This window comes from Streptomyces sp. NPDC102279, assembly GCF_044766365.1.
Taxonomy (GTDB): domain Bacteria; phylum Actinomycetota; class Actinomycetes; order Streptomycetales; family Streptomycetaceae; genus Streptomyces.
This window is the reverse complement of the sequence record NZ_JBIWLU010000014.1, coordinates 184,897-204,297: the sequence shown is the minus strand read 5'-3', so window position 1 is coordinate 204,297 and position 19,401 is coordinate 184,897. Positions and strand designations below refer to the sequence as shown.

Annotated in this window: 20 protein-coding genes; 11 read left to right on the top strand and 9 right to left on the bottom strand. The window is 71.2% G+C overall.

The genetic code is table 11. The annotated features are described in order from the left end of the window. Window positions 1-34: 34 nt before the first annotated feature. Entirely contained in the window at window positions 35-1,297 is a 1,263-nt protein-coding gene (locus ACIRQH_RS32820) for a VWA domain-containing protein (protein ID WP_358820387.1), read from the top strand. Continuing rightward, entirely contained in the window at window positions 1,297-2,148 is an 852-nt protein-coding gene (locus ACIRQH_RS32815) for a hypothetical protein (protein WP_358820388.1), read from the top strand. The genes ACIRQH_RS32820 and ACIRQH_RS32815 overlap by 1 nt, the downstream gene beginning before the upstream one ends. 115 nt (window positions 2,149-2,263) lie before the next feature. Here the strand turns inward: ACIRQH_RS32815 and ACIRQH_RS32810 are convergent, their stop codons facing one another. After that, entirely contained in the window at window positions 2,264-2,902 is a 639-nt protein-coding gene (locus ACIRQH_RS32810) for a winged helix-turn-helix transcriptional regulator (RefSeq protein WP_404228354.1), read from the bottom strand. A gap of 84 nt (window positions 2,903-2,986) precedes the next feature. On the opposite strand from ACIRQH_RS32810, the gene ACIRQH_RS32805 reads away from it, so the two are divergent. The 4 genes from ACIRQH_RS32805 to ACIRQH_RS32790 all read left to right on the top strand — a co-directional run bounded on the left by ACIRQH_RS32805 (window position 2,987) and on the right by ACIRQH_RS32790 (window position 6,248). After that, a complete protein-coding gene (locus ACIRQH_RS32805) occupies window positions 2,987-4,195 on the top strand; it encodes a pyridoxal phosphate-dependent aminotransferase (protein WP_358820390.1) in 1,209 nt (402 codons plus the stop codon). 115 nt (window positions 4,196-4,310) lie between these two features. After that, on the top strand, window positions 4,311-4,961 hold the full coding sequence (locus tag ACIRQH_RS32800; RefSeq protein ID WP_388871296.1) for a histidine phosphatase family protein: 651 nt from the start codon (window positions 4,311-4,313) through the stop codon (window positions 4,959-4,961). A 51-nt stretch (window positions 4,962-5,012) separates the two neighbouring features. Next, on the top strand, window positions 5,013-5,663 hold the full coding sequence (locus ACIRQH_RS32795; RefSeq protein WP_388871298.1) for a hypothetical protein: 651 nt from the start codon (window positions 5,013-5,015) through the stop codon (window positions 5,661-5,663). A 162-nt stretch (window positions 5,664-5,825) separates the two neighbouring features. Then, a complete protein-coding gene (locus ACIRQH_RS32790) occupies window positions 5,826-6,248 on the top strand; it encodes an acyl-CoA thioesterase (RefSeq protein ID WP_358820393.1) in 423 nt (140 codons plus the stop codon). Window positions 6,249-6,343: 95 nt separating this feature from the next. Here the strand turns inward: ACIRQH_RS32790 and ACIRQH_RS32785 are convergent, their stop codons facing one another. After that, window positions 6,344-6,745: a winged helix-turn-helix transcriptional regulator gene (locus ACIRQH_RS32785; RefSeq protein ID WP_404228350.1), complete on the bottom strand. Its 402-nt coding sequence runs from the start codon at window positions 6,743-6,745 to the stop codon at window positions 6,344-6,346. A gap of 118 nt (window positions 6,746-6,863) precedes the next feature. Here ACIRQH_RS32785 and ACIRQH_RS32780 point away from each other — a divergent pair, with 118 nt between their 5' ends. Next, complete coding sequence (locus tag ACIRQH_RS32780; RefSeq protein ID WP_404228347.1) at window positions 6,864-8,369, top strand: MFS transporter; 1,506 nt, start codon at window positions 6,864-6,866, stop codon at window positions 8,367-8,369. A 91-nt stretch (window positions 8,370-8,460) separates the two neighbouring features. Next, window positions 8,461-9,276, top strand: a complete 816-nt coding sequence (locus ACIRQH_RS32775) for a chitosanase (protein WP_388871307.1) — start codon at window positions 8,461-8,463, stop codon at window positions 9,274-9,276. 70 nt (window positions 9,277-9,346) lie between these two features. On the opposite strand, the gene ACIRQH_RS32770 is transcribed toward ACIRQH_RS32775, so the two are convergent. From ACIRQH_RS32770 to ACIRQH_RS32740, 7 genes are all read right to left on the bottom strand, one after another. Then, window positions 9,347-10,681 carry a nucleobase:cation symporter-2 family protein gene (locus tag ACIRQH_RS32770; protein WP_388871656.1) on the bottom strand — a complete coding sequence of 445 codons (1,335 nt, stop codon included), beginning with the start codon at window positions 10,679-10,681 and terminating at the stop codon, window positions 9,347-9,349. 336 nt (window positions 10,682-11,017) lie between these two features. Then, complete coding sequence (locus tag ACIRQH_RS32765; RefSeq protein ID WP_358820846.1) at window positions 11,018-12,394, bottom strand: 8-oxoguanine deaminase; 1,377 nt, start codon at window positions 12,392-12,394, stop codon at window positions 11,018-11,020. 259 nt (window positions 12,395-12,653) lie between these two features. Further along, window positions 12,654-13,577, bottom strand: coding sequence for a factor-independent urate hydroxylase (pucL, locus tag ACIRQH_RS32760; RefSeq protein ID WP_358820847.1), 924 nt, complete (start codon window positions 13,575-13,577; stop codon window positions 12,654-12,656). A 5-nt stretch (window positions 13,578-13,582) separates the two neighbouring features. Further along, window positions 13,583-13,984 carry a hydroxyisourate hydrolase gene (gene uraH / locus ACIRQH_RS32755; protein WP_358820848.1) on the bottom strand — a complete coding sequence of 134 codons (402 nt, stop codon included), beginning with the start codon at window positions 13,982-13,984 and terminating at the stop codon, window positions 13,583-13,585. Further along, the gene (gene uraD, locus ACIRQH_RS32750) at window positions 13,981-14,496 is read right to left on the bottom strand and encodes a 2-oxo-4-hydroxy-4-carboxy-5-ureidoimidazoline decarboxylase (protein ID WP_388871312.1); all 516 of its coding nucleotides are present in this window, start codon (window positions 14,494-14,496) and stop codon (window positions 13,981-13,983) included. Before uraD ends, uraH begins: the two co-directional genes overlap by 4 nt. A 174-nt stretch (window positions 14,497-14,670) precedes the next feature. After that, window positions 14,671-15,039, bottom strand: a complete 369-nt coding sequence (locus ACIRQH_RS32745; protein WP_164370301.1) for a helix-turn-helix domain-containing protein — start codon at window positions 15,037-15,039, stop codon at window positions 14,671-14,673. Then, window positions 15,036-15,296 carry a hypothetical protein gene (locus ACIRQH_RS32740; protein ID WP_358820850.1) on the bottom strand — a complete coding sequence of 87 codons (261 nt, stop codon included), beginning with the start codon at window positions 15,294-15,296 and terminating at the stop codon, window positions 15,036-15,038. Before ACIRQH_RS32740 ends, ACIRQH_RS32745 begins: the two co-directional genes overlap by 4 nt. Before the next feature lie 220 nt (window positions 15,297-15,516). On the opposite strand from ACIRQH_RS32740, the gene ACIRQH_RS32735 reads away from it, so the two are divergent. The 3 genes from ACIRQH_RS32735 to ACIRQH_RS32725 all read left to right on the top strand — a co-directional run bounded on the left by ACIRQH_RS32735 (window position 15,517) and on the right by ACIRQH_RS32725 (window position 18,983). Beyond that, window positions 15,517-16,356, top strand: a complete 840-nt coding sequence (locus ACIRQH_RS32735) for a TIM barrel protein (RefSeq protein WP_404228341.1) — start codon at window positions 15,517-15,519, stop codon at window positions 16,354-16,356. A gap of 44 nt (window positions 16,357-16,400) precedes the next feature. Then, window positions 16,401-17,297 carry a 2-hydroxy-3-oxopropionate reductase gene (locus ACIRQH_RS32730; protein WP_404228338.1) on the top strand — a complete coding sequence of 299 codons (897 nt, stop codon included), beginning with the start codon at window positions 16,401-16,403 and terminating at the stop codon, window positions 17,295-17,297. A gap of 228 nt (window positions 17,298-17,525) precedes the next feature. Further along, window positions 17,526-18,983 (top strand): catalase, encoded by a 1,458-nt coding sequence (locus ACIRQH_RS32725; protein WP_404228335.1) that lies wholly within the window; start codon window positions 17,526-17,528, stop codon window positions 18,981-18,983. The last annotated feature ends 418 nt before the right edge of the window (window positions 18,984-19,401 follow it).

Below are 19,401 nucleotides of genomic sequence, written 5' to 3'. Positions count from 1 at the left end.
GAAGCGTGGCACCTTTGATCAATAGGATCCGCCGATGATCACAAGACAACGGCTGGCGGCGGGCGTCTGCGCCCTGCTCGCCGCCCTGACCGCGGGGATCGCGTTCCCGGCCGGAGCGGTCGCCGACGAAACCACGGCGGCCGCGCCCAAGGTCGAGCTGCTGCTGGACGTCAGCGGCTCGATGCGCGCCCGGGACATCGACGGCGAGTCGCGGATGTCCGCGGCCAAGCAGGCGTTCAACGAGGTACTCGACGCGACGCCGGAGGAGGTGCAGCTCGGCATCCGCACACTCGGGGCCAACTACCCCGGGGACGACCGCAAGACGGGTTGCAAGGACACGGCCCAGCTGTACCCGGTGGGCACACTGGACCGCACCGAGGCCAAGACCGCCGTCGCGACCCTCAACCCGACCGGCTGGACCCCGATAGGCCCCGCCCTCCTGAAGGCGGCCGACGACCTTCAGGGCGGTGAGGGCACCCGGCGGATCGTCCTCATCAGCGACGGCGAGGACACCTGCCAGCCCCTCGACCCGTGCGAGGTGGCACGCGAGATCGCCGCCAAGGGCATCGACCTCACCATCGACACCCTCGGCCTTGTCCCGAACGTCAAGATGCGCAAGCAGCTCAGCTGCATCGCCGAGGCGACCGGCGGTACGTACACCTCGGTCGAGCACAAGGAACAACTCAGCGACCGGGTCAATCAGTTGGTCGACCGCGCGGCCGATCCGGTGGTGAAGCCGGTGGCGGTCGAGGGTGCCTCCGCGTGCACCGGCGCCCCCGTCGTCAAGTCGGGCCTGTACACCGACCGCGAGGAGTTCACGCAGCAGCGCTGGTACCGCGTGGAGCTCGACCCCGGCAAGGAGCTGCGCGCCTCGGTGAGCATCGGCGCCGACCGCCAGGTCAACCCGGACCACGGGGTGCTGCTGCGGGCGGTCACTCTGCACGGGCGGGAGATCGTGCGCGGCGAGGCGGCCGGCCACGGCCGCACCGACGTGGTGTCGACCGGTCTGCGCTACCCGAAGGCCGAGAGCGACGACGAGGACGCGCCCGCCGAGGTCGTGTGTCTCCAGGTCTCCAACTCCTTCTCCGCGGCGGCGGGCGTGAAGACCACGCCCGGCCTGCCGCTGGAACTGACCGTCGACGTCGTCGACGGTCCCGACCAGGCCGCGGACGTGGCCTCGTTCGGCCTCGGACGCGGCTGGTGGCTGCTCGGCGCCCTGGTGCTCGCCGGCTTCCTCGCGGGTGTCCTGTGGGGCTGGATCTCACGCTGGCGGTTCGCGGTCTGGAGGACCAACTGATGCGTGTCCGACGTGTGTTGAGCACGGCCGTGCTCCTGTCGGGGGTCGCCGCGGCGCCCGCCCTGCTCGGAGCGGCCGCTTCCCCCGCCGCCGCCGACGCCTCGCCGTCGGCGAGCCCGTCCGGTGACGAGAGCGCGCCCACCGAGGCCGGTACGTCGTTCCGTACGGCGACCGAGGTCGAGCAGGGCACCCAGGCGACCGCCAACGGCTCCACGGGTGACTACCTGTACTGGCAGTTCCCCGCGGACGCCGGGCAGCGGCCCACCGTCAAGGCGACGGTGAAACTGCCCGAGGCCTCCAAGCCCTCGGCCTCGCAGACCTGGCAGATCGACGTCTACGACGGTCTGCGCCGACGCCAGGCCTGCCAGTACGGGGCACAGACCCGCACTGTGGCCACGGACGCCGCCTCGGTGGAGCTGGCCTGCACCCTGCGCACGGTCCGCGCCTGGTCGGAGCCGTGGGCCGACGACCCGCTGCCCGGCACGTACTACATCCGGCTCACCGCGGTCGGGCTCGGCGCGGGTGACCTCGGGCAGCCGGTGAGCGCCGAGGTGCGGGTGGACTCCAAGGACATCGGCGGTTCGGCCGCGGTGGACGGTTCGCTCGCCAAGCCGCTCGTCCCGGGCGTCGCGACGACGTCCGAGAAGTCGGAGGACTCCGACGAGGAGTCCGGTTCGGCCTCGGCCGCGCTGTCCTCGCTCGAACCCGACGACGGCTGGACGTCCGGCTGGTGGTCCGACCGCTGGGTGTGGACCGGGGTCGGCGGTGTCCTCGCGGCCCTCGCGGGGATCGGCGGCTACGCGCTGACGCGCGGCCGCGGCCGCCCGAACCGGATGCCGCCGGGCGCCTGACCGGAACGCTCCGCCCACGGCCCGCCGTACCCCCGCTCCGGGGATGCGGCGGGCCTCTCCGTCGCCGCGGCGGCCCCGGCCCGGTCGGCCCGCCTCCGGGGGAGGCCGACGGCCGTCACACGGCGCGCAGTTCCTTCGCCAGGGGTCCGTCGCCGTCCACCTCGACGCGGCCCGCCCGCAGCGAATCGACCAGCGTGGCCTCGCCGCGGCTCACCGCCTCGCACGTCCGCGTGTCCAGCGTCAGCCGGGCGTCAGGTTCCCCGGGAGCCTCGCCGTCACCGTAGGGCGGTGCGTCCTCGTCGCCGAGCCGCACATGGAACCGCCCCTCGTCCAGGCGGACTTCGAGGAGCCCCTCCCCCACTCCCAGCGCCCCCAGTCCTCGCAGCAGGGGCAGCGCGAACCAGTGCGCCCGTACGGCGTCGGTGGGCCGCCGCTCGTCGAGCGCGGGCGCGCCCCACTCCCCGAGGGCCTGGAGGACCGGCAGCAACTCCGCGCCGCGCCGGGTCAGTTCGTAGACGTAGGCCGCGCCGGGCGGCGGCAGGCGGCGGCGGGTGGTCAGGCCGTCCCGCTCCATGTCCTTCAGCCGGGAGGCGAGCACGTCGGTGCTGACGCCGGGCAGATCGGCGTGCAGGTCGGTGTAGCGGCGCGGGCCGCCGAGCAGTTCGCGGACGATCAGGAGGGTCCACCGGTCGCCGACGGCGTCGAGGGCACGGGCGGCGGAACAGTACTGGTCGTAGCTTCGGCGCGGTGACATGCGACGCAGTCTAGCTATCTTGTTGGACTTTCCAAGCTCCTACTTGGTAAAACCAAGCAACACCACAACCGGAGGGCGCAGCGCATGGAGTTCCGGCAGTCGAGCAAGCTCAGCGAGGTCTGTTACGAGATCCGCGGTCCGGTGATCGAGCAGGCCGACGCTCTGGAGGCGGCGGGCCACAGCGTGCTGCGCCTCAACACCGGCAACCCGGCACTGTTCGGTTTCGAGGCGCCGGAGGAGATCCTCCAGGACATGATCCGGATGCTGCCCCGGGCGCACGGCTACACCGACTCCCGCGGCGTCCTGTCCGCCCGCCGCGCGGTCGCCCAGCGCTACCAGGACCGGGGCATCGCCGTCGACGTGGACGACGTCTTCCTCGGCAACGGCGTGTCCGAGCTGGTCTCCATGGCCGTCCAGGCGCTCGTCGAGGACGGCGACGAAGTCCTCATCCCCGCACCGGACTTCCCCCTCTGGACAGCCGTCACCACCCTCGCCGGCGGCAAGGCGGTGCACTACCTCTGCGACGAACAGGCCGACTGGTACCCGGACCTGGACGACATGGCGTCGAAAATCACCGACCGGACCCGCGCGGTCGTCATCATCAACCCCAACAACCCGACGGGCGCGGTCTATCCGAAGGAGATCGTCGAGGGCATCCTCGACCTCGCCCGCCGGCACGGCCTGATGGTGTTCGCGGACGAGATCTACGACCAGATCCTGTACGACGACGAGGTGCACCACTCGGCCGCCGCCCTCGCCCCCGACCTGGTCGTCCTCACCTTCTGCGGTCTGTCGAAGACCTACCGCGTCGCCGGTTTCCGGTCCGGCTGGCTGGTCGTCACCGGCCCCAAGCAGCACGCCCGCAGCTATCTGGAGGGGCTGACGATGCTGGCCTCCATGCGGCTGTGCGCCAACGCTCCGGCGCAGTACGCCATCCAGGCCGCGCTCGGCGGCCCGCAGTCGATCCACGAGCTGACCGGGCCCGGCGGACGGCTGCGCGAGCAGCGCGACCGCGCGTGGGAGAAGCTCAACGAGATCCCGGGCGTCTCGTGCGTCAAGCCCAAGGGCGCCCTGTACGCGTTCCCGCGCATCGACCCGGCGGTGCACCCGATCCACGACGACGAGAAGTTCGTCCTCGACCTGCTGCTGCGCGAGAAGATCCAGGTCGTCCAGGGCACCGGCTTCAACTGGCCGCGCCCCGACCACTTCCGCATCCTCACCCTCCCGCACGCCGACGACCTGGACGCGGCGATCAGCAGGATCGGACGGTTCCTCGGCGGGTACCGGCAGTAGAGCCGGCCCGGCGGTCCTGGTAGGGCCGACCGGAGGAGCCGGTGCTGCGTTCCCGCCCGGTCGGTGTCACCGTACGGGGGACAGCATCTGACGCAGGGACGGAAAGGGTGCGGCGATGGGTGACCTGCTCCTCGTACGGCACGGCGAGACCGAGTGGTCGATGTCCGGACGGCACACGGGGTCGACCGATGTCCCGCTGACCGACAACGGCCGGGAGCAGGCGCGGCGGCTCGCCCCGCTGATCGCCCGGCACCACATCGCGGCGGCGTTCGTCAGCCCGATGCGGCGGGCCCGGGAGACGGCCCAGCTGGCCGGGGTCGGCGGCGCCCGCGTGGACGCCGACCTCTCCGAGTGGGACTACGGCGGGTACGAGGGGATCACGACCGTCGAGATCCACCGCGAGCGGCCCGAGTGGTTCCTCTTCACCGACGGCGTCACGGCCGGACCGCCGGAGCATCCCGGGGAGAGCCCCGAGGAGGTCGGGGCGCGCGCCGAACGGATGCTGGCCAGGATCGACGCGGCGCTCGCGGAGTCGGAGGGCAGCGTGGTCGTCGTCTCGCACGGCCACTTCCTGCGGGTGCTGACCGCGCGTCGTCTCGGGCTGACCGCCCAGTGCGGCGCGCTGTTCCAGCTCGGCACCGGGACGATGAGCCGGCTGAGCACCGAGCACCGGCGTCATGTGGTGGCCGGGTGGAATGTCAGACCCGACGCGTACTGTTCGCATGGTCCGCTCACCCCCGCCGGGGAGCTGCCCGAGCGGCAGTGACCTGCGGCGGAGGCGGAGCGCCGTGGCACCACCGGGTGGAGGGAGCGCGCCGTGACACGACCGCCGACCGCCGCGCAGCGGCGCCTGATCGAGGCCGCCGATCCCGTGACCGGGCGGCTGCGGGGAACCGAGACGCAGCTCGCCGCGCTGGTGAAGCGGGGGCTCGCGTTCCGCCATCCGCGTCCCCCACGCGACCACTTCCTCACGCCGGCCGGGCACCGGGTGCGCGACGCTCCGCAGGACTCCGTTCCCTCGCCCTCCGCACCGGCGGGAGTCGCGGCGCCGTCCGCCGTGGCGGCCTCCGGGGTCTTCTCCGCGCGGATCGGCGGTGAGGAAGGGGCCGAGGCGGGCCCGGCCCGGCTGCGGGAGGTGCACAGCGCCTGGCAAGGCCTGCTGGAACTGCGCCGCATGACCCGCACGGACGGCGCCACCGACCGTCCGTGCGCCTGGGAGCGTGCGCATCTCGTGCAGGCCGCCGCGCTCGCCCTGGAGGCCGCGGGCCACCGTCCGGCCGCGGCGGAGGGCGGCGGATACCGGGTACGGGCGACCCCTCAGCCGGAGGCGGTCGCCGTCCACGAACCGGACCCCGCGGCGCTGCGCGCCTGTGCGGCCACCCTGGAGGGGGCGGGCTGGCAGACGGGCGAACACACCGAGCCGCGCACCGGCGCCCGTTACCTTCTGGCCTCGCCCCGCAGGGCCTGACGTGCCCCGCCTCCGCGGGGCACGTGTCTCGCGCGCGGACGGGTGTGATGTACAAGGGAGTTGGCGGCTTCCGGAGCGGCGGACCGGCTCCGCCGTGCGAGGGTCGCAGCACCGGCCGAACGGCCGCCGGGCCGCCGCACCGCCGTCATCGAAGGGAACGTCGTGGCAGAACCGTTTTCCGTGCCCGTGACCGTGCGCGGGTACGAGACCGATGTGCAGGGCCATCTCAACCAGGCCGTGTACCTCCAGTACGCCGAGCACGCCCGCTGGTCGGTGCTCCGGGCGGCCGGAATCAGCCAGGCGGCCCTGGCGGCCCGAGGGGTCGGCCCGGTCACCTTGGAGACGACCATCCGCTATCGGCGCGAACTGCGGGCCGGCGACGAGGTCGAGGTGACGTGCGTCTTCCTGTGGGGTGAGGGCAAGAGTTTCCGCATCGAGCAGACCATCCGCAGGACGGACGGCACGGTCGCGGCGGAGATCACGGCCGTCGGCGGTCTGATGGACCTCGGGGAGCGCCGGCTGGTCTCCGGCCCGCGCGACGCCTTCAAGGCGCTCGCCACCGACCCGGGCCCGCTCGGCCTGTAGACCCGGCCGGAGGGGACCTGAGCCCCTCCCCGCGAAGCGCACCCGCCGGGAGGCGGGTGCGTCCCCCGCACGCGCCCGGTCAGGACCGGCGGGCCCTACGTGTCCAGCAGTTCCGGCCGGTGCTCGGCGTCGTAGGCCGCGCGCGACTCGGCGATGGTGACGCGGTGCCGCTCGGCCCAGTCGGTCAGGGAGAGCAGTGTCACATGCAACTCCCGTGCCACCGGAGTGAGTTCGTACTCGACCTTCGGTGGCACGGTCGGGTACACGGTGCGCGTGACGAGTCCGTCGCGCTCCAGGTGCCGCAGCGTGAGGGTCAGCATGCGCCGGCTGATCCCCTCGATGCTGCGCTCCAGTTCGGTGAAGCGGATCGGACCGTGTGCCGCGGCCACGATGATCAGCACGCTCCACTTTCCGGCGACCCTGTCAAGAACCTCGCGGACCGGGCACGCCTGGGCGAGCACTGCCTGCGACGTAACACCGGTGTTCCCCTGGGACATCCGGGTGCCTCCTTATGCCGCTTCCCATGGTCACTCACGATGTACCCCGTTACAAGTCGTGCACCAAGGGAGAGCGTCCACGGGCCGGTCACCGTCCGTGGAGAACACGGAGGTCGTCATGTCGTCCCGGACCGGGCCCACCAGCCCCCCGACACCACGAACGTACTCGCGCCGGGCCTCGCTCGTGGTGCTCTGCGCGGGAACGCTGATGACCGTCCTGGACGGGAACATCGTCACCGTCGCCATGCCCGCGATCCAGGAGGACCTGGGTTTCTCGGCCGCCGGACTGGCCTGGGTCGTGAACGCCTACCTGATCCCGTTCGGCGGGCTGCTGCTTCTCGCCGGGCGGCTCGGCGACCTGGTGGGCCGCAGGCGGATGTTCACCGCCGGGCTCGCCGTGTTCACCGCGGCGTCCGTCCTGTGCGGGGTCGCGACCGGCCCCGCCGTGCTGGTCGCCGCCCGTGCGTTGCAGGGGGTCGGCGGCGCGATGACCTCGGCGGTCGTCCTCGGCATGCTCGTGTCGCTCTTCCCCGGTCCCCGCGAACAGGGCCGCGCCATCGCGGTGTTCAGTGCGGTCGGCGCGGCGGGCGGAGCGCTCGGAACGTTTCTCGGCGGCGCGCTGACGCAGGCACTCGGCTGGCACTGGATCTTCCTGATCAACCTGCCGATCGGCGTGGTGGCCTGGGTCGCCGCGCTGCGGATCCTCGCGCCGGACCGACCGGAGCGGCCGGGCCGAGAGGGCGGCGTCGGCCGCGGCGCCGACCACCCCGGCGCGGCCCTCGTCACGGGCGCGCTGATGCTGACGGTGTACACGATCGTGGGCGCCGGTGACCGCGGCCTCGGCGGCACGCTCGCCCTCGGCGCCGTCGCGCTCGCCCTCTTCGCCGGCTTCACCCTCCGCCAGGCCCGGGCCGCCCGGCCGCTGCTGCGCCTGCGGCTGTTCCGCTCCCGGACCCTGACGAGCGCCAACGGGGTGCAGATCCTGATGATCGCCGGGATGTACGGCTTCCAGTACATCGGCGCCCTCTATCTGCAACGGGTGCTCGGATACAGCGAGTTGCTGACCGGCACGGCGTTCCTTCCGGCGCCGGTCGCCATCGGCGTGCTGATGCTGACCCTGTCGGCGCGCACGGTCGCCCGCTTCGGCCCGTACCGGGTCCTGCTCGCCGGACTGACCCTGATCACGGCGGGTCTCGCCCTGCTCGGCCGGGCGCCGGTCGACGGGTCCTACGCCCTCGACGTGCTGCCCGCCCTCCTGCTGCTCTCCGCGGGGTTCGCGGCCGCGATGCCCGCGGTGACGGGGCTCGCGATGTCGGGTGCCCGCCCGGAGGACGCGGGGCTGGCGTCGGGCCTCTTCAACACCACCCAGGTGGTGGGCGGTTCGCTCGGACTGGCCGTCCTGACGACGCTGGCGGCGAGCCGTACGGAGAAACTGACCGGCGCGGGTGAACACGTCGTGGCGGCGACGGCGGACGGGTACCGGCTGGCCTTCACCGTCGCGGCGGTGGTCGCGGCCACCGCGCTGACCTCGGCCGCCGCCCTGCTGCGCCCCGGCCGGAACACCTCGACTCCCCCCGCGGAAGCGGAATCCGGGACACGTGAGGTGCGCGAGGCGTTCAACTAGCCCTCGCCGAACGGGTGTACGCCCTTCCGAATCTCTGGTAGGAAACCTTCCTAACAATACGCGGCACCATCACTCCCCTACCGGAGGCACCGTGAACACCCCCCACATAGGCACGTCGCGTCGCGCCCTGCTCGGCCTGCTCGGCGCGTCGCTCGTGGCAGTCCCCCTCCTCACCACCCAGAGCGCGACCGCCGCGCCCGTCGGACTGGACGACCCGGCGAAGAAGGAGATCGCCATGAAGCTGGTCTCCAGCGCGGAGAACTCCTCGCTGGACTGGAAGGCGCAGTACAAGTACATCGAGGACATCGGCGACGGCCGCGGCTACACCGCCGGGATCATCGGCTTCTGCTCCGGCACCCACGACATGCTCGACCTCGTCGAGCTGTACACCCAGCGCAAGCCCGGCAACGTACTGGCCAAGTACCTGCCCGCGCTGCGTGAGGTCGACGGCAGCGACTCCCACGAGGGACTGGACCCCGGCTTCCCGGCCGACTGGCGCAAGGCCGCCCAGGACACCGCGTTCCAGCAGGCCCAGAACGACGAGCGCGACCGGGTCTACTTCAACCCCGCCGTGAAGCAGGGCAAGACCGACGGCATCGGCGTGCTCGGCCAGTTCACGTACTACGACGCCATCGTCATGCACGGCGACGGCGGCGACAGCACCAGCTTCAGCAACATCCGCAAGCGCGCGCTGGCGAAGGCCAGGACCCCGGCCCAGGGCGGCGACGAGGTGACGTACCTGAACGCGTTCCTCGACGCGCGGGTGTGGGCCATGAAGCAGGAGGAGGCCCACTCCGACACGAGCCGGGTCGACACCGCGCAGCGTGTCTTCGTACGCAACCGGAACCTGAACCTGAACACGCCGCTGGACTGGAAGGTCTACGGCGACAGCTTCCACATCGGCTGATCCGGCAAGGGAACGGCGGAGGGCGCGGCACGTTTTCGTGCCGCGCCCTCCGTGTGCCGCCGCCCTTCGCTCAGTGGGCCGGTACCGCCTTGAGGTCCTCGCCCGCCTCCATGGGGTGGGTGACCTCGCCGGCCTCCTCGCGGCCCCTGCCGAGGTGGTTGAAGACGAGGTTGAGGACCACGGCCGCGACGCAGCCCGTCGAGATGCCGGAGTCGAGGACGATCCGCGCGGTCTCCGGGAACGCGTGGTAGAACCCGGGCGCGGTGATCGGGATGATGCCGACCGCGAGGGAGACGGCCACGATCAGCACGTTGTTGTCCCTCTCCAGGCCGGCCCTGACCAGGGTCTGGATGCCGCTGGCCGCCACCGAGCCGAACAGGACGACCCCCGCGCCGCCGAGCACCGGGCGCGGCACCACGGCGATCAGGGACGCCGCCATCGGGCACAGCCCCATGAGCACCAGGAAGCCGCCTCCGGTGGCGACGACGTACCTGCTGCGGATCCGGGTCATCGCGACCAGGCCGATGTTCTGCGCGAAGGCGCTGCACATGAAGCCGTTGAAGAACGGGCTCAGCGCGGAGCCGAGGGTGTCGGCGCGCAGACCGGCCGCGATGGTCTTCTCGTCGGCGGGCCGTTCGACTATCTCGCCGAGCGCCAGCATGTCCGCGGTCGACTCGGTCATCGAGACGACCATCACCACGCACAGCGAGAGGATCGCGGCGAGATGGAACTGCGGGGCGCCGAAGTGGAACGGCGTCGGGAAGCCGACGACGTCCGCGTCCGCCACCGGGCCGAAGTCCGTGACGCCGAACGGGATCGCGACGAGCGTGCCCACGATCAGGCCGAGCAGGACCGCGATCTGTTTGACGAACCCGCGGGTGAAGCGGCGCAGCAGCAGGACGATGACGAGGGTCACCGCCGCGAGGCCGAGGTAGGTCTGCGAACCGTAGTCGTGCGCCGCGGGGTCCGGGCCCTGCGCCCAGCCGAAGGCGACCGGCAGCAGGGAGACGCCGATGAGCGTGATGACGCTGCCGGTGACGACGGGCGGGAAGAAGCGGACGGCCTTGCTGAAGAAGGGGGCCGCGAGGAAACCGAGGACACCGGCGACGATGACCGCGCCGTAGATGATCGGCAGGGCGTCGCTCTTGTCCTTGGCTGCGGCGACGACCGCGGTCATCGGGGCGACGCCGGCGAACGTGACGCCGTTGACGAACGGCAGCCGGGCTCCGATCTTCCAGAAGCCGAGCGTCTGGAGGAAGGTGGCGAGGCCCGCGGTGAACAGGCAGGCGCCGGTGAGGAAGGTGAGTTCGGTGGCGGAGAGGCCGACGGCGGCGCCCACGATCAGGGGCGGCGCGACGACTCCGGCGTACATGGCGGCCACGTGCTGCAGGCCGCTCGTCGCCATCTTGAGGGCGGGCAGTTTCTCGTCAACCGGATGCTTCGACTGGCCAGTTGCTCCAGTTGCTCCAGTTGGTCGTGCATCGGTGCTGGGCTCGGGCTGGGCGGCCACGGCGGCTCCTCCGGTCGGGTACACGTCGTCGTCGACGTGGGTGTCAGGGAGGTGATGCGCGGTCGTGCGGGACCGGGACGATGGCCGTCGCGCGGACGCGGTGTCCACGCGGCGGAGACCGTTCCGGGGCGCGCACGTCCATGCACGCCCCGGATACGGCCGCCATGGACCCCGCTCGGGTCCACGGCTACCGGCCGAGGGCCGTCCCCCTCAGCCGGAGATCTTCGGTTGTCAGGCCTGCGCGGCGATCCGCGCGAGGCGCTGAGCCTCCGCCCGCGTGGAGCGGGCGATGGCGTCCTCGTCGACGTTGAGGAGCCGGCTGTCCTCGACGACCGGCTTTCCGTTGACGAGCGAGAGGGAGACCGGCGCCGCCGCGCCGAAGACGAGCGCCGTCACCGGGTCGGCGATCGACGCGTGCGCCAGGGTGTCCAGGTTCCACAGCACGAGGTCGGCGAGCTTGCCCGCCTCCAGGGAGCCGATCTGGCTCGCGCGGCCGAGGACCTGGGCGCCTCCGAAGGTGCCGAGGCGCAGCGCCTGACGGGCGTTCAGGGCGGCCTCGCGGTGGGCGCCGAGACGGTTGATGAGGAGCGCGTTGCGCAGTTCGGTGTGGAGTTCGCCGGACTCGTTCGACGCGGTGCCGTCGACGCCGAGGCCGACCGGGACGCCGGCGGCGAGCATGTCGGGGACCCGCGCGATACCGGCGGCGAGCCGGGCGTTGGAGGACGGACAGTGGGCGACGCCCGTCTTCGTACGGGCGAAGGCGGCGATGTCGGAGTCGTTCATGTGGACGCAGTGCGCCATCCACACGTCCTCGCCGAGCCAGCCGGTCGACTCGAAGTAGTCGGTCGGGCCCATCCCGAACAGTTCCTTGCAGAACTGCTCCTCCTCGACGGTCTCCGAGCCGTGCGTGTGGAGCCGTACGCCCTTGCGGCGGGCCAGCTCGGCGCCCTGCCTCATGAGTTCGGTGGAGACGGAGAAGGGCGAGCAGGGCGCGACGGCGACCTGGGTCATGGCGTCGAAGGAGGCGTCGTGGTGCTCGTCGACGGTCGCCTCGGTGGCGGCGAGCGCGCCGTCGAGGGTCTCGACGGCGAAGTCCGGCGGCAGTCCGCCGTCCTTCTCGCTGCGGTCCATCGAGCCGCGGGCGAGGGTGAAGCGGACGCCTGTCTCGCGGGCGGCCCGGATGATGGCGCCGGACAGGTCGCCGGAGCCCTTCGGGAAGACGTAGTGGTGGTCCATGGCCGTGGTGACTCCGCCGCGGGCCATCATGGCGAGGGAGCCCTGGGCGGCCGAGTAGGCCATCTGCTCGTCGATGCGCGCCCAGGTCGGGTACAGCGCGACGAGCCAGTTGAAGAGGTTGTGGTCCGTGGCGAGACCGCGGGTGATCCACTGGTAGAAGTGGTGATGGGTGTTGACCAGGCCGGGGGTGGCCAGATGCCCGGTGCCGTCGATGCGGCGGACCACGTTCTCCAGGTTCCCGGGGGCCTTTCCGGCACCCACCGACTCGATCCTGTTGTCGGCGACGACGATGTGACCCGAGGCGTACTCGGTGTCACCCGCGTCCACGGTCGCGATGGCGCAGTTCTCGATGACGATGCGCTGGACTGCCACGACGGTTCCTCGTTCTTCCCATTGGTGGACGGATCCGGGGGCCGAGCGGGGTGACGACCGGGTCCGTGGTGCTGTTGTTGCGCAGATGCCCCCGCTCTCCCCTGGGACCAGGGCCTGTCGTTCGGATCATGCGGCGGCACGTGGGGCAGGGCACCTCGGCGCCACCCGAACCGAACGACAGGCCCCTGACGCCGGCGCACGCGTCGGGGGTACAGCGGCAGTACCGCGAGGGCGGTCCGTGCGGACCACCGGTGCAGTACTACAGGTTGGTGAGGTCCACCGGGATGTGCGGCTCGCAGCCGTCGCGCAGGATGGTGGCCTCGATCAGCCCGTAGGGTCGGTCGGCCGCGTAGTAGACCTCGTTGTCGTTCTCGAGGCCGAACGGCTTCAGGTCCACCAGGAAGTGGTGCTTGTTCGGCAGGGAGAAGCGGACCTCGTCGATCTCGCTGCGGTTGTTGATGATCCGCGAGCCCATCTGGTACAGGGTCTGCTGGAGCGAGAGCGAGTAGGTCTCCGCGAAGGCCTGGAGCATGTGCTTCCTGACCTGGTCGTAGGACTTCTCCCAGTTGGGCATCTTCTGGTCGTCGCCGGTCCAGTTGAAGCGCCAGCGGCTGGAGACCTGGGTGGCCAGGATGCGGTCGTAGGCCTCCTGGAGCGTCGTGTACTTGTCCTTGACGTAGCCCCAGAACTCCGAGTTGGTCGAGTTCATCACGACGAGGTCCTTCAGGCCCGAGATGACCTCCCAGTTCTCACCGTCGTAGGTGATCTGGGTGACCCGGGTCTCCTGGCCCTGGCGGACGAAGGAGTGCTTGACCTCGTCGGCGCCGATGAAGCGGGAATTGGCGTCCGAGGTCGCGATCCGCTCCCAGGAGTACTCCTCGATGCGGATGCGCGCCTGCTTGATCGGCTCCTGGCTGGTGACGAAGTGCCGGGCCAGGTGGATGCCGAACTGCTCGGCGGACTCGATGCCGTACTCCTTGGCGAAGGCGTACACCGTGTTCTTGGTGGTGTCCGTCGGCAGGACGTTCGCGTTGGAGCCCGAGAGGTGGACCTCCTGCATGTCGCCGCTCAGCGCGACGGACACGTTCAGGTCCTTGATGTGGTGCGTGTCGCCGTCACGGGTGATCTTGACGACGCGGTTCTCGGCCTTGCCGTACTGGTTCTGTCCCAGAATCGTGGGCATGTCTGCTAGCTCCCTCGGTAAACGGAGTAGCCGAACGGGTTGAGCAGCAGCGGTACGTGGTAGTGCTCGCCCGGCCTGACGGCGAAGGTGATGGCCACCTCGGGGAAGAACGTCTCGCTGTCCCGATTCGCGGGGGCGTCCTGCTGCGCATCGGCTTGCTGTGTCGCTGAATCCGACTCGAAGTACGCCTCGACCGCGAAGTCGAGCCGTACGTGGGTCGTGCCCTCCGGCAGGGCCGGAAGGTCCTTGCACCGGCCGTCCGCGTCGGTCGCGGAGCCGCCGAGCGCCTGCCAGTTGTCCTCGCGCCCGGCGCGGGCGGCGAGCTGGACGGCGACGCCCTCGGCGGGGCGGCCGACGCTGGTGTCCAGGATGTGGGTGGACACGGAGGCGGTGGTGTCGGTGCTCATGCCTCTTCTTCCTGTACGAGATTGCCGAGCCGGATGCGGTTGATCTTCCCCAGTTCGACGCGGACGATCCCGCGCTCCTGCTCGGAGGAGTTCGCGATCCGCTCCTTGACCGCGTCACGCATCTGCTCGCCGGTCCGGCCGGTGGCGCAGATGAGGAAGACGTGGCCGAACTTCTCCTGGTAGGCCAGGTTCAGTTCGAGCATCTCCTCCTTGAGTTCCTCGGAGGCGCCGGCCATGCCGCGCTGTTCCCGGGAGGAGGTGGGGTCGCCGGGCTTCGGCCGCCCGATGGGCGGGTGCCCGGCCATCGCCTCGGCCAGGTCCGCGTCGGTCAGCTCGGCCATGGCGGCGTCGCTCGCGGTGTACAGGTCGTCGGCGGTGGCGTACGGGCGGGCGGCGAGGAGCCGCTCGGCCCACGCCCGGGAGGCGCATGCCTCGTGGAGCGCGGCGAGGGCCGCGTGCTCCGCGAGTGCGTTGAACCGGGCGAGGCCGCCAGGTGTCGTACTCGACGTCACGGGAAGCCTCCGTGGCCTTGTGCTGGACGGGCTGCGGATAGCTAACGCTCTCGGAAACACCACGTCAACACTTTGTTGAAAACTTCGGGTAACAAAAGCCGCCGCCCGGAACGTCCGGGCGGCGGCGACCGGCGGCAGTCCGAAGTCCGCCGCCACGGAGGGCATTCTCGCTGGTCAGGCGCCCTTCTCGCGGTTCAGATAGTTGTAGACGGTGAAGCGGCTGACGCCGAGCGCACCGGCCACGGTCTCCACGCCGTGCCGCACCGAGAAGGCGCCGCGCGCCTCCAGGATGCGGACGACCTCCTGCTTGGCCCTGCGGTCGAGGTCCGCGAGCGGCTTGCCCTGCTTGCGCTCCAGGGCCGCGAGGATGTGGTCGAGCGAGTCGGCGAGCTGGGGCAGGCGTACGGCGACGACGTCGGCACCCTCCCAGGACAGCACGACGTCGTCGGCGCCGGCCTGCTCGGGCGGCAGCATCTCGCCCCCCATCGCGTCGACCAGCGGCTTGACCGCCGTGACGAAGGGGTCGTCCCCGATACCGGTCACTTATCGCCCTCCCCGACGACACCCACGACGTTGACCTGGAGGGAGACCCGGGTGGCGCCCGCCTCCAGGGTTCTGCGCAGCAGCGCGTCGACCGCGGTCAGCACGGAGTCCGCGCCGCCTTCCGCGGTGTTGCCGAACGGGCCGACGTCCACGGCCTCCAGGTCGGCCGCCTCGATGACCTCACGGGCGACCAGCGCGTGCCGGGGCGCCTCGTCGAGATCGAAGGGCTCGGTCGTGAACTCCACTCTCAATCGCACGGGGTCAACCTACTGCGCGGCGCCTGCGTCCCGGCAGTCCCCTCCGGACGGGGGCGGCTTTCCGGCGGCACCCCCTTGACAAGCTCCGACACACGGCGGCAATCTTCCATTAAGCAGAAACGAACTTCCGCAATACGGAATCAGCGAGTGCGGAGTCGCTGCGAAACAGCCGGCCCGGCCGACAACACGGCCGCCAGTACGGAAGGGAGCGCCGACCCCCATGGGATTCGCAGACCAGCGCTTCAACGTCAACCTGTCGATCCTCTTCACGGAACTCCCGCTCCTGGAGCGCCCCGCGGCCGCCGCCGCGGCGGGCTTCACCGCGGTCGAGCTGTGGTGGCCCTGGGTCGACTCCCCCACCCCCGAGCAGTCCGAGCTCGACGCCCTCAGGAAGGCGATCGAGGACGCGGACGTCCAGCTCACGGGGCTGAACTTCTACGCCGGGCAGCTGCCCGGCCCGGACCGGGGCGCCCTGTCGCTCCCCGGTGCGGAGTCGGAGCGCTTCCGCGCCAACATCGACGTGGCCGCCGACTTCGCCCGCTCGCTCGGCTGCACGGCGCTCAACGCGCTGTACGGCAACCGCGTCGAGGGCGTGGACCCGGCCGAGCAGGACGCGCTCGCGCTGGAGAACCTGGTTCTCGCGGCACGCGCCGCGGACCGGATCGGCGCCGTCCTCCTGATCGAGACGCTCAACCAGCCGGAGTCGCCGCGCTATCCGCTGGTCAACGCTCCGGCCGGCATCGCCGTCGTCGACAAGGTCAACGAGGCGACCGGCCTCGGCAACGCCAGGTTCCTCATGGACCTCTACCACCTGTCCATGAACGGCGAGGACCTGCCGCAGGCGATCGCCGCGTACGCCGACCGGACCGGTCACGTGCAGATCGCCGACAACCCCGGCCGCGGCGCCCCGGGCACCGGCACGCTCCCGCTGGAGGAGCTCCTCGACCAGCTGGCCAAGGCCGGCTACGAGGGCTTCGTCGGCCTGGAGTACAAGCCGGGCGACCGGCCGAGCGCGGAGGCCTTCGACTGGCTGCCCGCCGCCGCCCGAGCCGCCCGCTGAGCGGCACCCCGAAGACGTAGCAGAGATTCCAGAGAGGCACCCTCATGAGCAACACGAATCTGCCCAAGGTCGCGTGGATCGGTCTCGGCATCATGGGCTCACCCATGGCGGAGAACCTGATCAAGGCCGGGTACGACGTCACCGGCTTCACACTGGAGAAGGACAAGCTGGAGCGCCTGTCCGCCGCGGGCGGCAGCGCCGCGGGATCGATCGCCGAGGCCGTCCGGGACGCCGACGTCGTGATCACGATGGTGCCCGCCTCCCCGCACGTCGAGGCCATCGCGTACAGCCCCGACGGCATCCTGGAGAACGCGCGGTCCGGCGCGCTGCTGATCGACATGTCCTCGATCACCCCGCAGACCTCGGTGGACCTCGCGAAGGCGGCGAAGGACAAGGGCCTGCGCGTCCTGGACGCCCCGGTGTCCGGCGGTGAGGCCGGCGCGATCGAGGCCGTCCTGTCCATCATGGTCGGCGGTGAGCAGGGCGACTTCGACACGGCGGAGCCGATCTTCGAGGCGCTCGGCAAGACCATCGTGCTGTGCGGTCCGCACGGCTCGGGCCAGACCGTGAAGGCCGCCAACCAGCTGATCGTCGCCGTGAACATCCAGGCGTGCGCCGAGGCCGTGGTCTTCCTGGAGAAGTCCGGCGTCGACCTGAAGGCCGCGCTCGACGTCCTCGGCGGCGGGCTCGCGGGCTCCACCGTGCTGGCGCGCAAGAAGGACAACTTCCTGAACCGCGACTTCAAGCCGGGCTTCCGGATCGACCTGCACCACAAGGACATGGGCATCGTCACGGACGCCGCCCGCAACGTCGGTGCCGCCCTGCCCGTCGGCGCCGTGGTCGCCCAGCTCGTCGCCAGCCTGCGCGCGCAGGGCGACGGTGGCCTGGACCACTCCGCGCTGCTGCGCGCGGTCGAGCGCCTCTCCGGCTCGCAGATCTGAGCCAGGCGAAGAGCCGGCCCGGTTCCGCCCGGGTCCCCCGAACCTCCGGGCCGCGGTGGCGCTGACACATGTCCTGTCGCGCCCAGGCGCCACCGCGGCCCGGAACCTCTTCAACAAACTGTTGACGTCTCGTTCGCCCCGAACCTAGGCTCCACGAAGCGGAAGTGGTCCACATAGCGGAAGAAGGTTTCCGCTGACCCCGCTGCCCACACGTACGGAAGGTCCACGATGTCGAAGCGCGTGCTCACGACCGAGTCCGGCGCCCCAGTCGCCGACAACCAGAACTCCGCCACCGCCGGCGTCGGTGGCCCGCTCCTCCTCCAGGACCAGCACCTCCTGGAGAAGCTCGCCCGCTTCAACCGCGAGCGCATCCCGGAGCGTGTGGTGCACGCCCGCGGCTCCGGCGCCTACGGCTACTTCGAGGTCACCGACGACGTCACCGGCTTCACGCACGCCGACTTCCTGGACACGGTGGGCAAGCGCACCGAGGTCTTCCTCCGCTTCTCGACCGTCGCCGACAACCTCGGCGGCGCCGACGCGGTCCGCGACCCCCGTGGCTTCGCGCTGAAGTTCTACACCGAGGAGGGCAACTACGACCTCGTCGGCAACAACACCCCGGTCTTCTTCATCAAGGACCCCATCAAGTTCCCCGACTTCATCCACTCCCAGAAGCGCGACCCGTTCACCGGCAAGCAGGAGCCGGACAACGTCTGGGACTTCTGGGCGCACGCCCCCGAGGCCACGCACCAGGTGACGTGGCTGATGGGTGACCGCGGCATCCCCGCCTCGTACCGCCACATGAACGGCTACGGCTCGCACACCTACCAGTGGACGAACGCCGAGGGCGAGGCCTTCTTCGTCAAGTACCACTTCAAGACGAACCAGGGTGTCCGCAGCCTGTCCAGCGAGCAGGGGCAGGAGCTCGCGGGCAAGGACCCGAACTCCCACCAGACGGACCTGCTCCAGGCCATCGAGCGCGGTGTGAACCCGTCCTGGACGCTGTACGTGCAGCTCATGCCGGCAGCCGAGGCGGAGGACTACCGCTTCAACCCGTTCGACCTCACCAAGGTGTGGCCGCACAAGGACTACCCGCTCCGGCGCGTGGGCCGGCTGGTCCTGGACCGCAACCCCGACAACGTCTTCGCCGAGGTCGAGCAGGCCGCCTTCTCCCCGAACAACTTCGTTCCGGGCATCGGCCCCTCACCCGACAAGATGCTCCAGGGCCGGCTGTTCGCCTACGCGGACGCGCACCGCTACCGCCTGGGCGTCAACCACACGCATCTCGCCGTGAACGCGCCGAAGGCCACGACCGCGCACAACTACGGCCGTGACGGTCTCATGGCGTCCAACGCCCAGGGCCGCGCCGCGAAGAACTACGAGCCGAACTCCTACGACGGCCCCGTCGAGACCGGCCGCCCGCCGACCGCTCCGCTCGCCGTGAACGGCCACACCGGGACCCACGAGGCCCCGCTGCACACCAAGGACGACCACTTCTTCCAGGCGGGCGAGCTCTACCGGCTGATGTCGGCCGACGAGCGCTCCCGGCTGGTGGCGAACATCGCCGGCGGCCTCGCCCAGGTCTCCCTGGACGACGTCATCGAGAAGAACCTCGCCCACTTCCACGCCGCCGACCCGGAGTACGGCAAGCGCGTGGAGGAGGCGGTCCGCGCCCTGCGCGAGGACTGAGACCCCGGCTCGCGTGCCGCTCCTGACGGGAGGTCAGGGCGGTGCGCGTAGCCCGCGGAAACCATGCGGCCCGGATGAGGGGTGGCCGCAGGACGATCCGCGGGCGAGGCGAGGACCGCGGCGGCATACGAGCCAGTGCGGTGGTGAAGGTCCCGCGACCCCCTTCTCGACCTGAGGGAAGAGGCGTCACGGTTCCGTCGCATCCGCCGCGGTCCCAGCCACACCCGTCCCACCGGCCCGTACGGGCCCCCTGCTCCGTCCGGCGGCGCGAACGTCCTGTCGCGCCCAGCCTCGCGCCGTCGGACGGCAACAACTCCACAGCTCACCGGCCGGGGGGGGGGGGGGGGCGGGGCCCCGCCCCCCCCCCCCCCCGGGGGGGGGGGGGGGGGGGGGGGCCGGCGCCCGCCCGGGGGGGGGG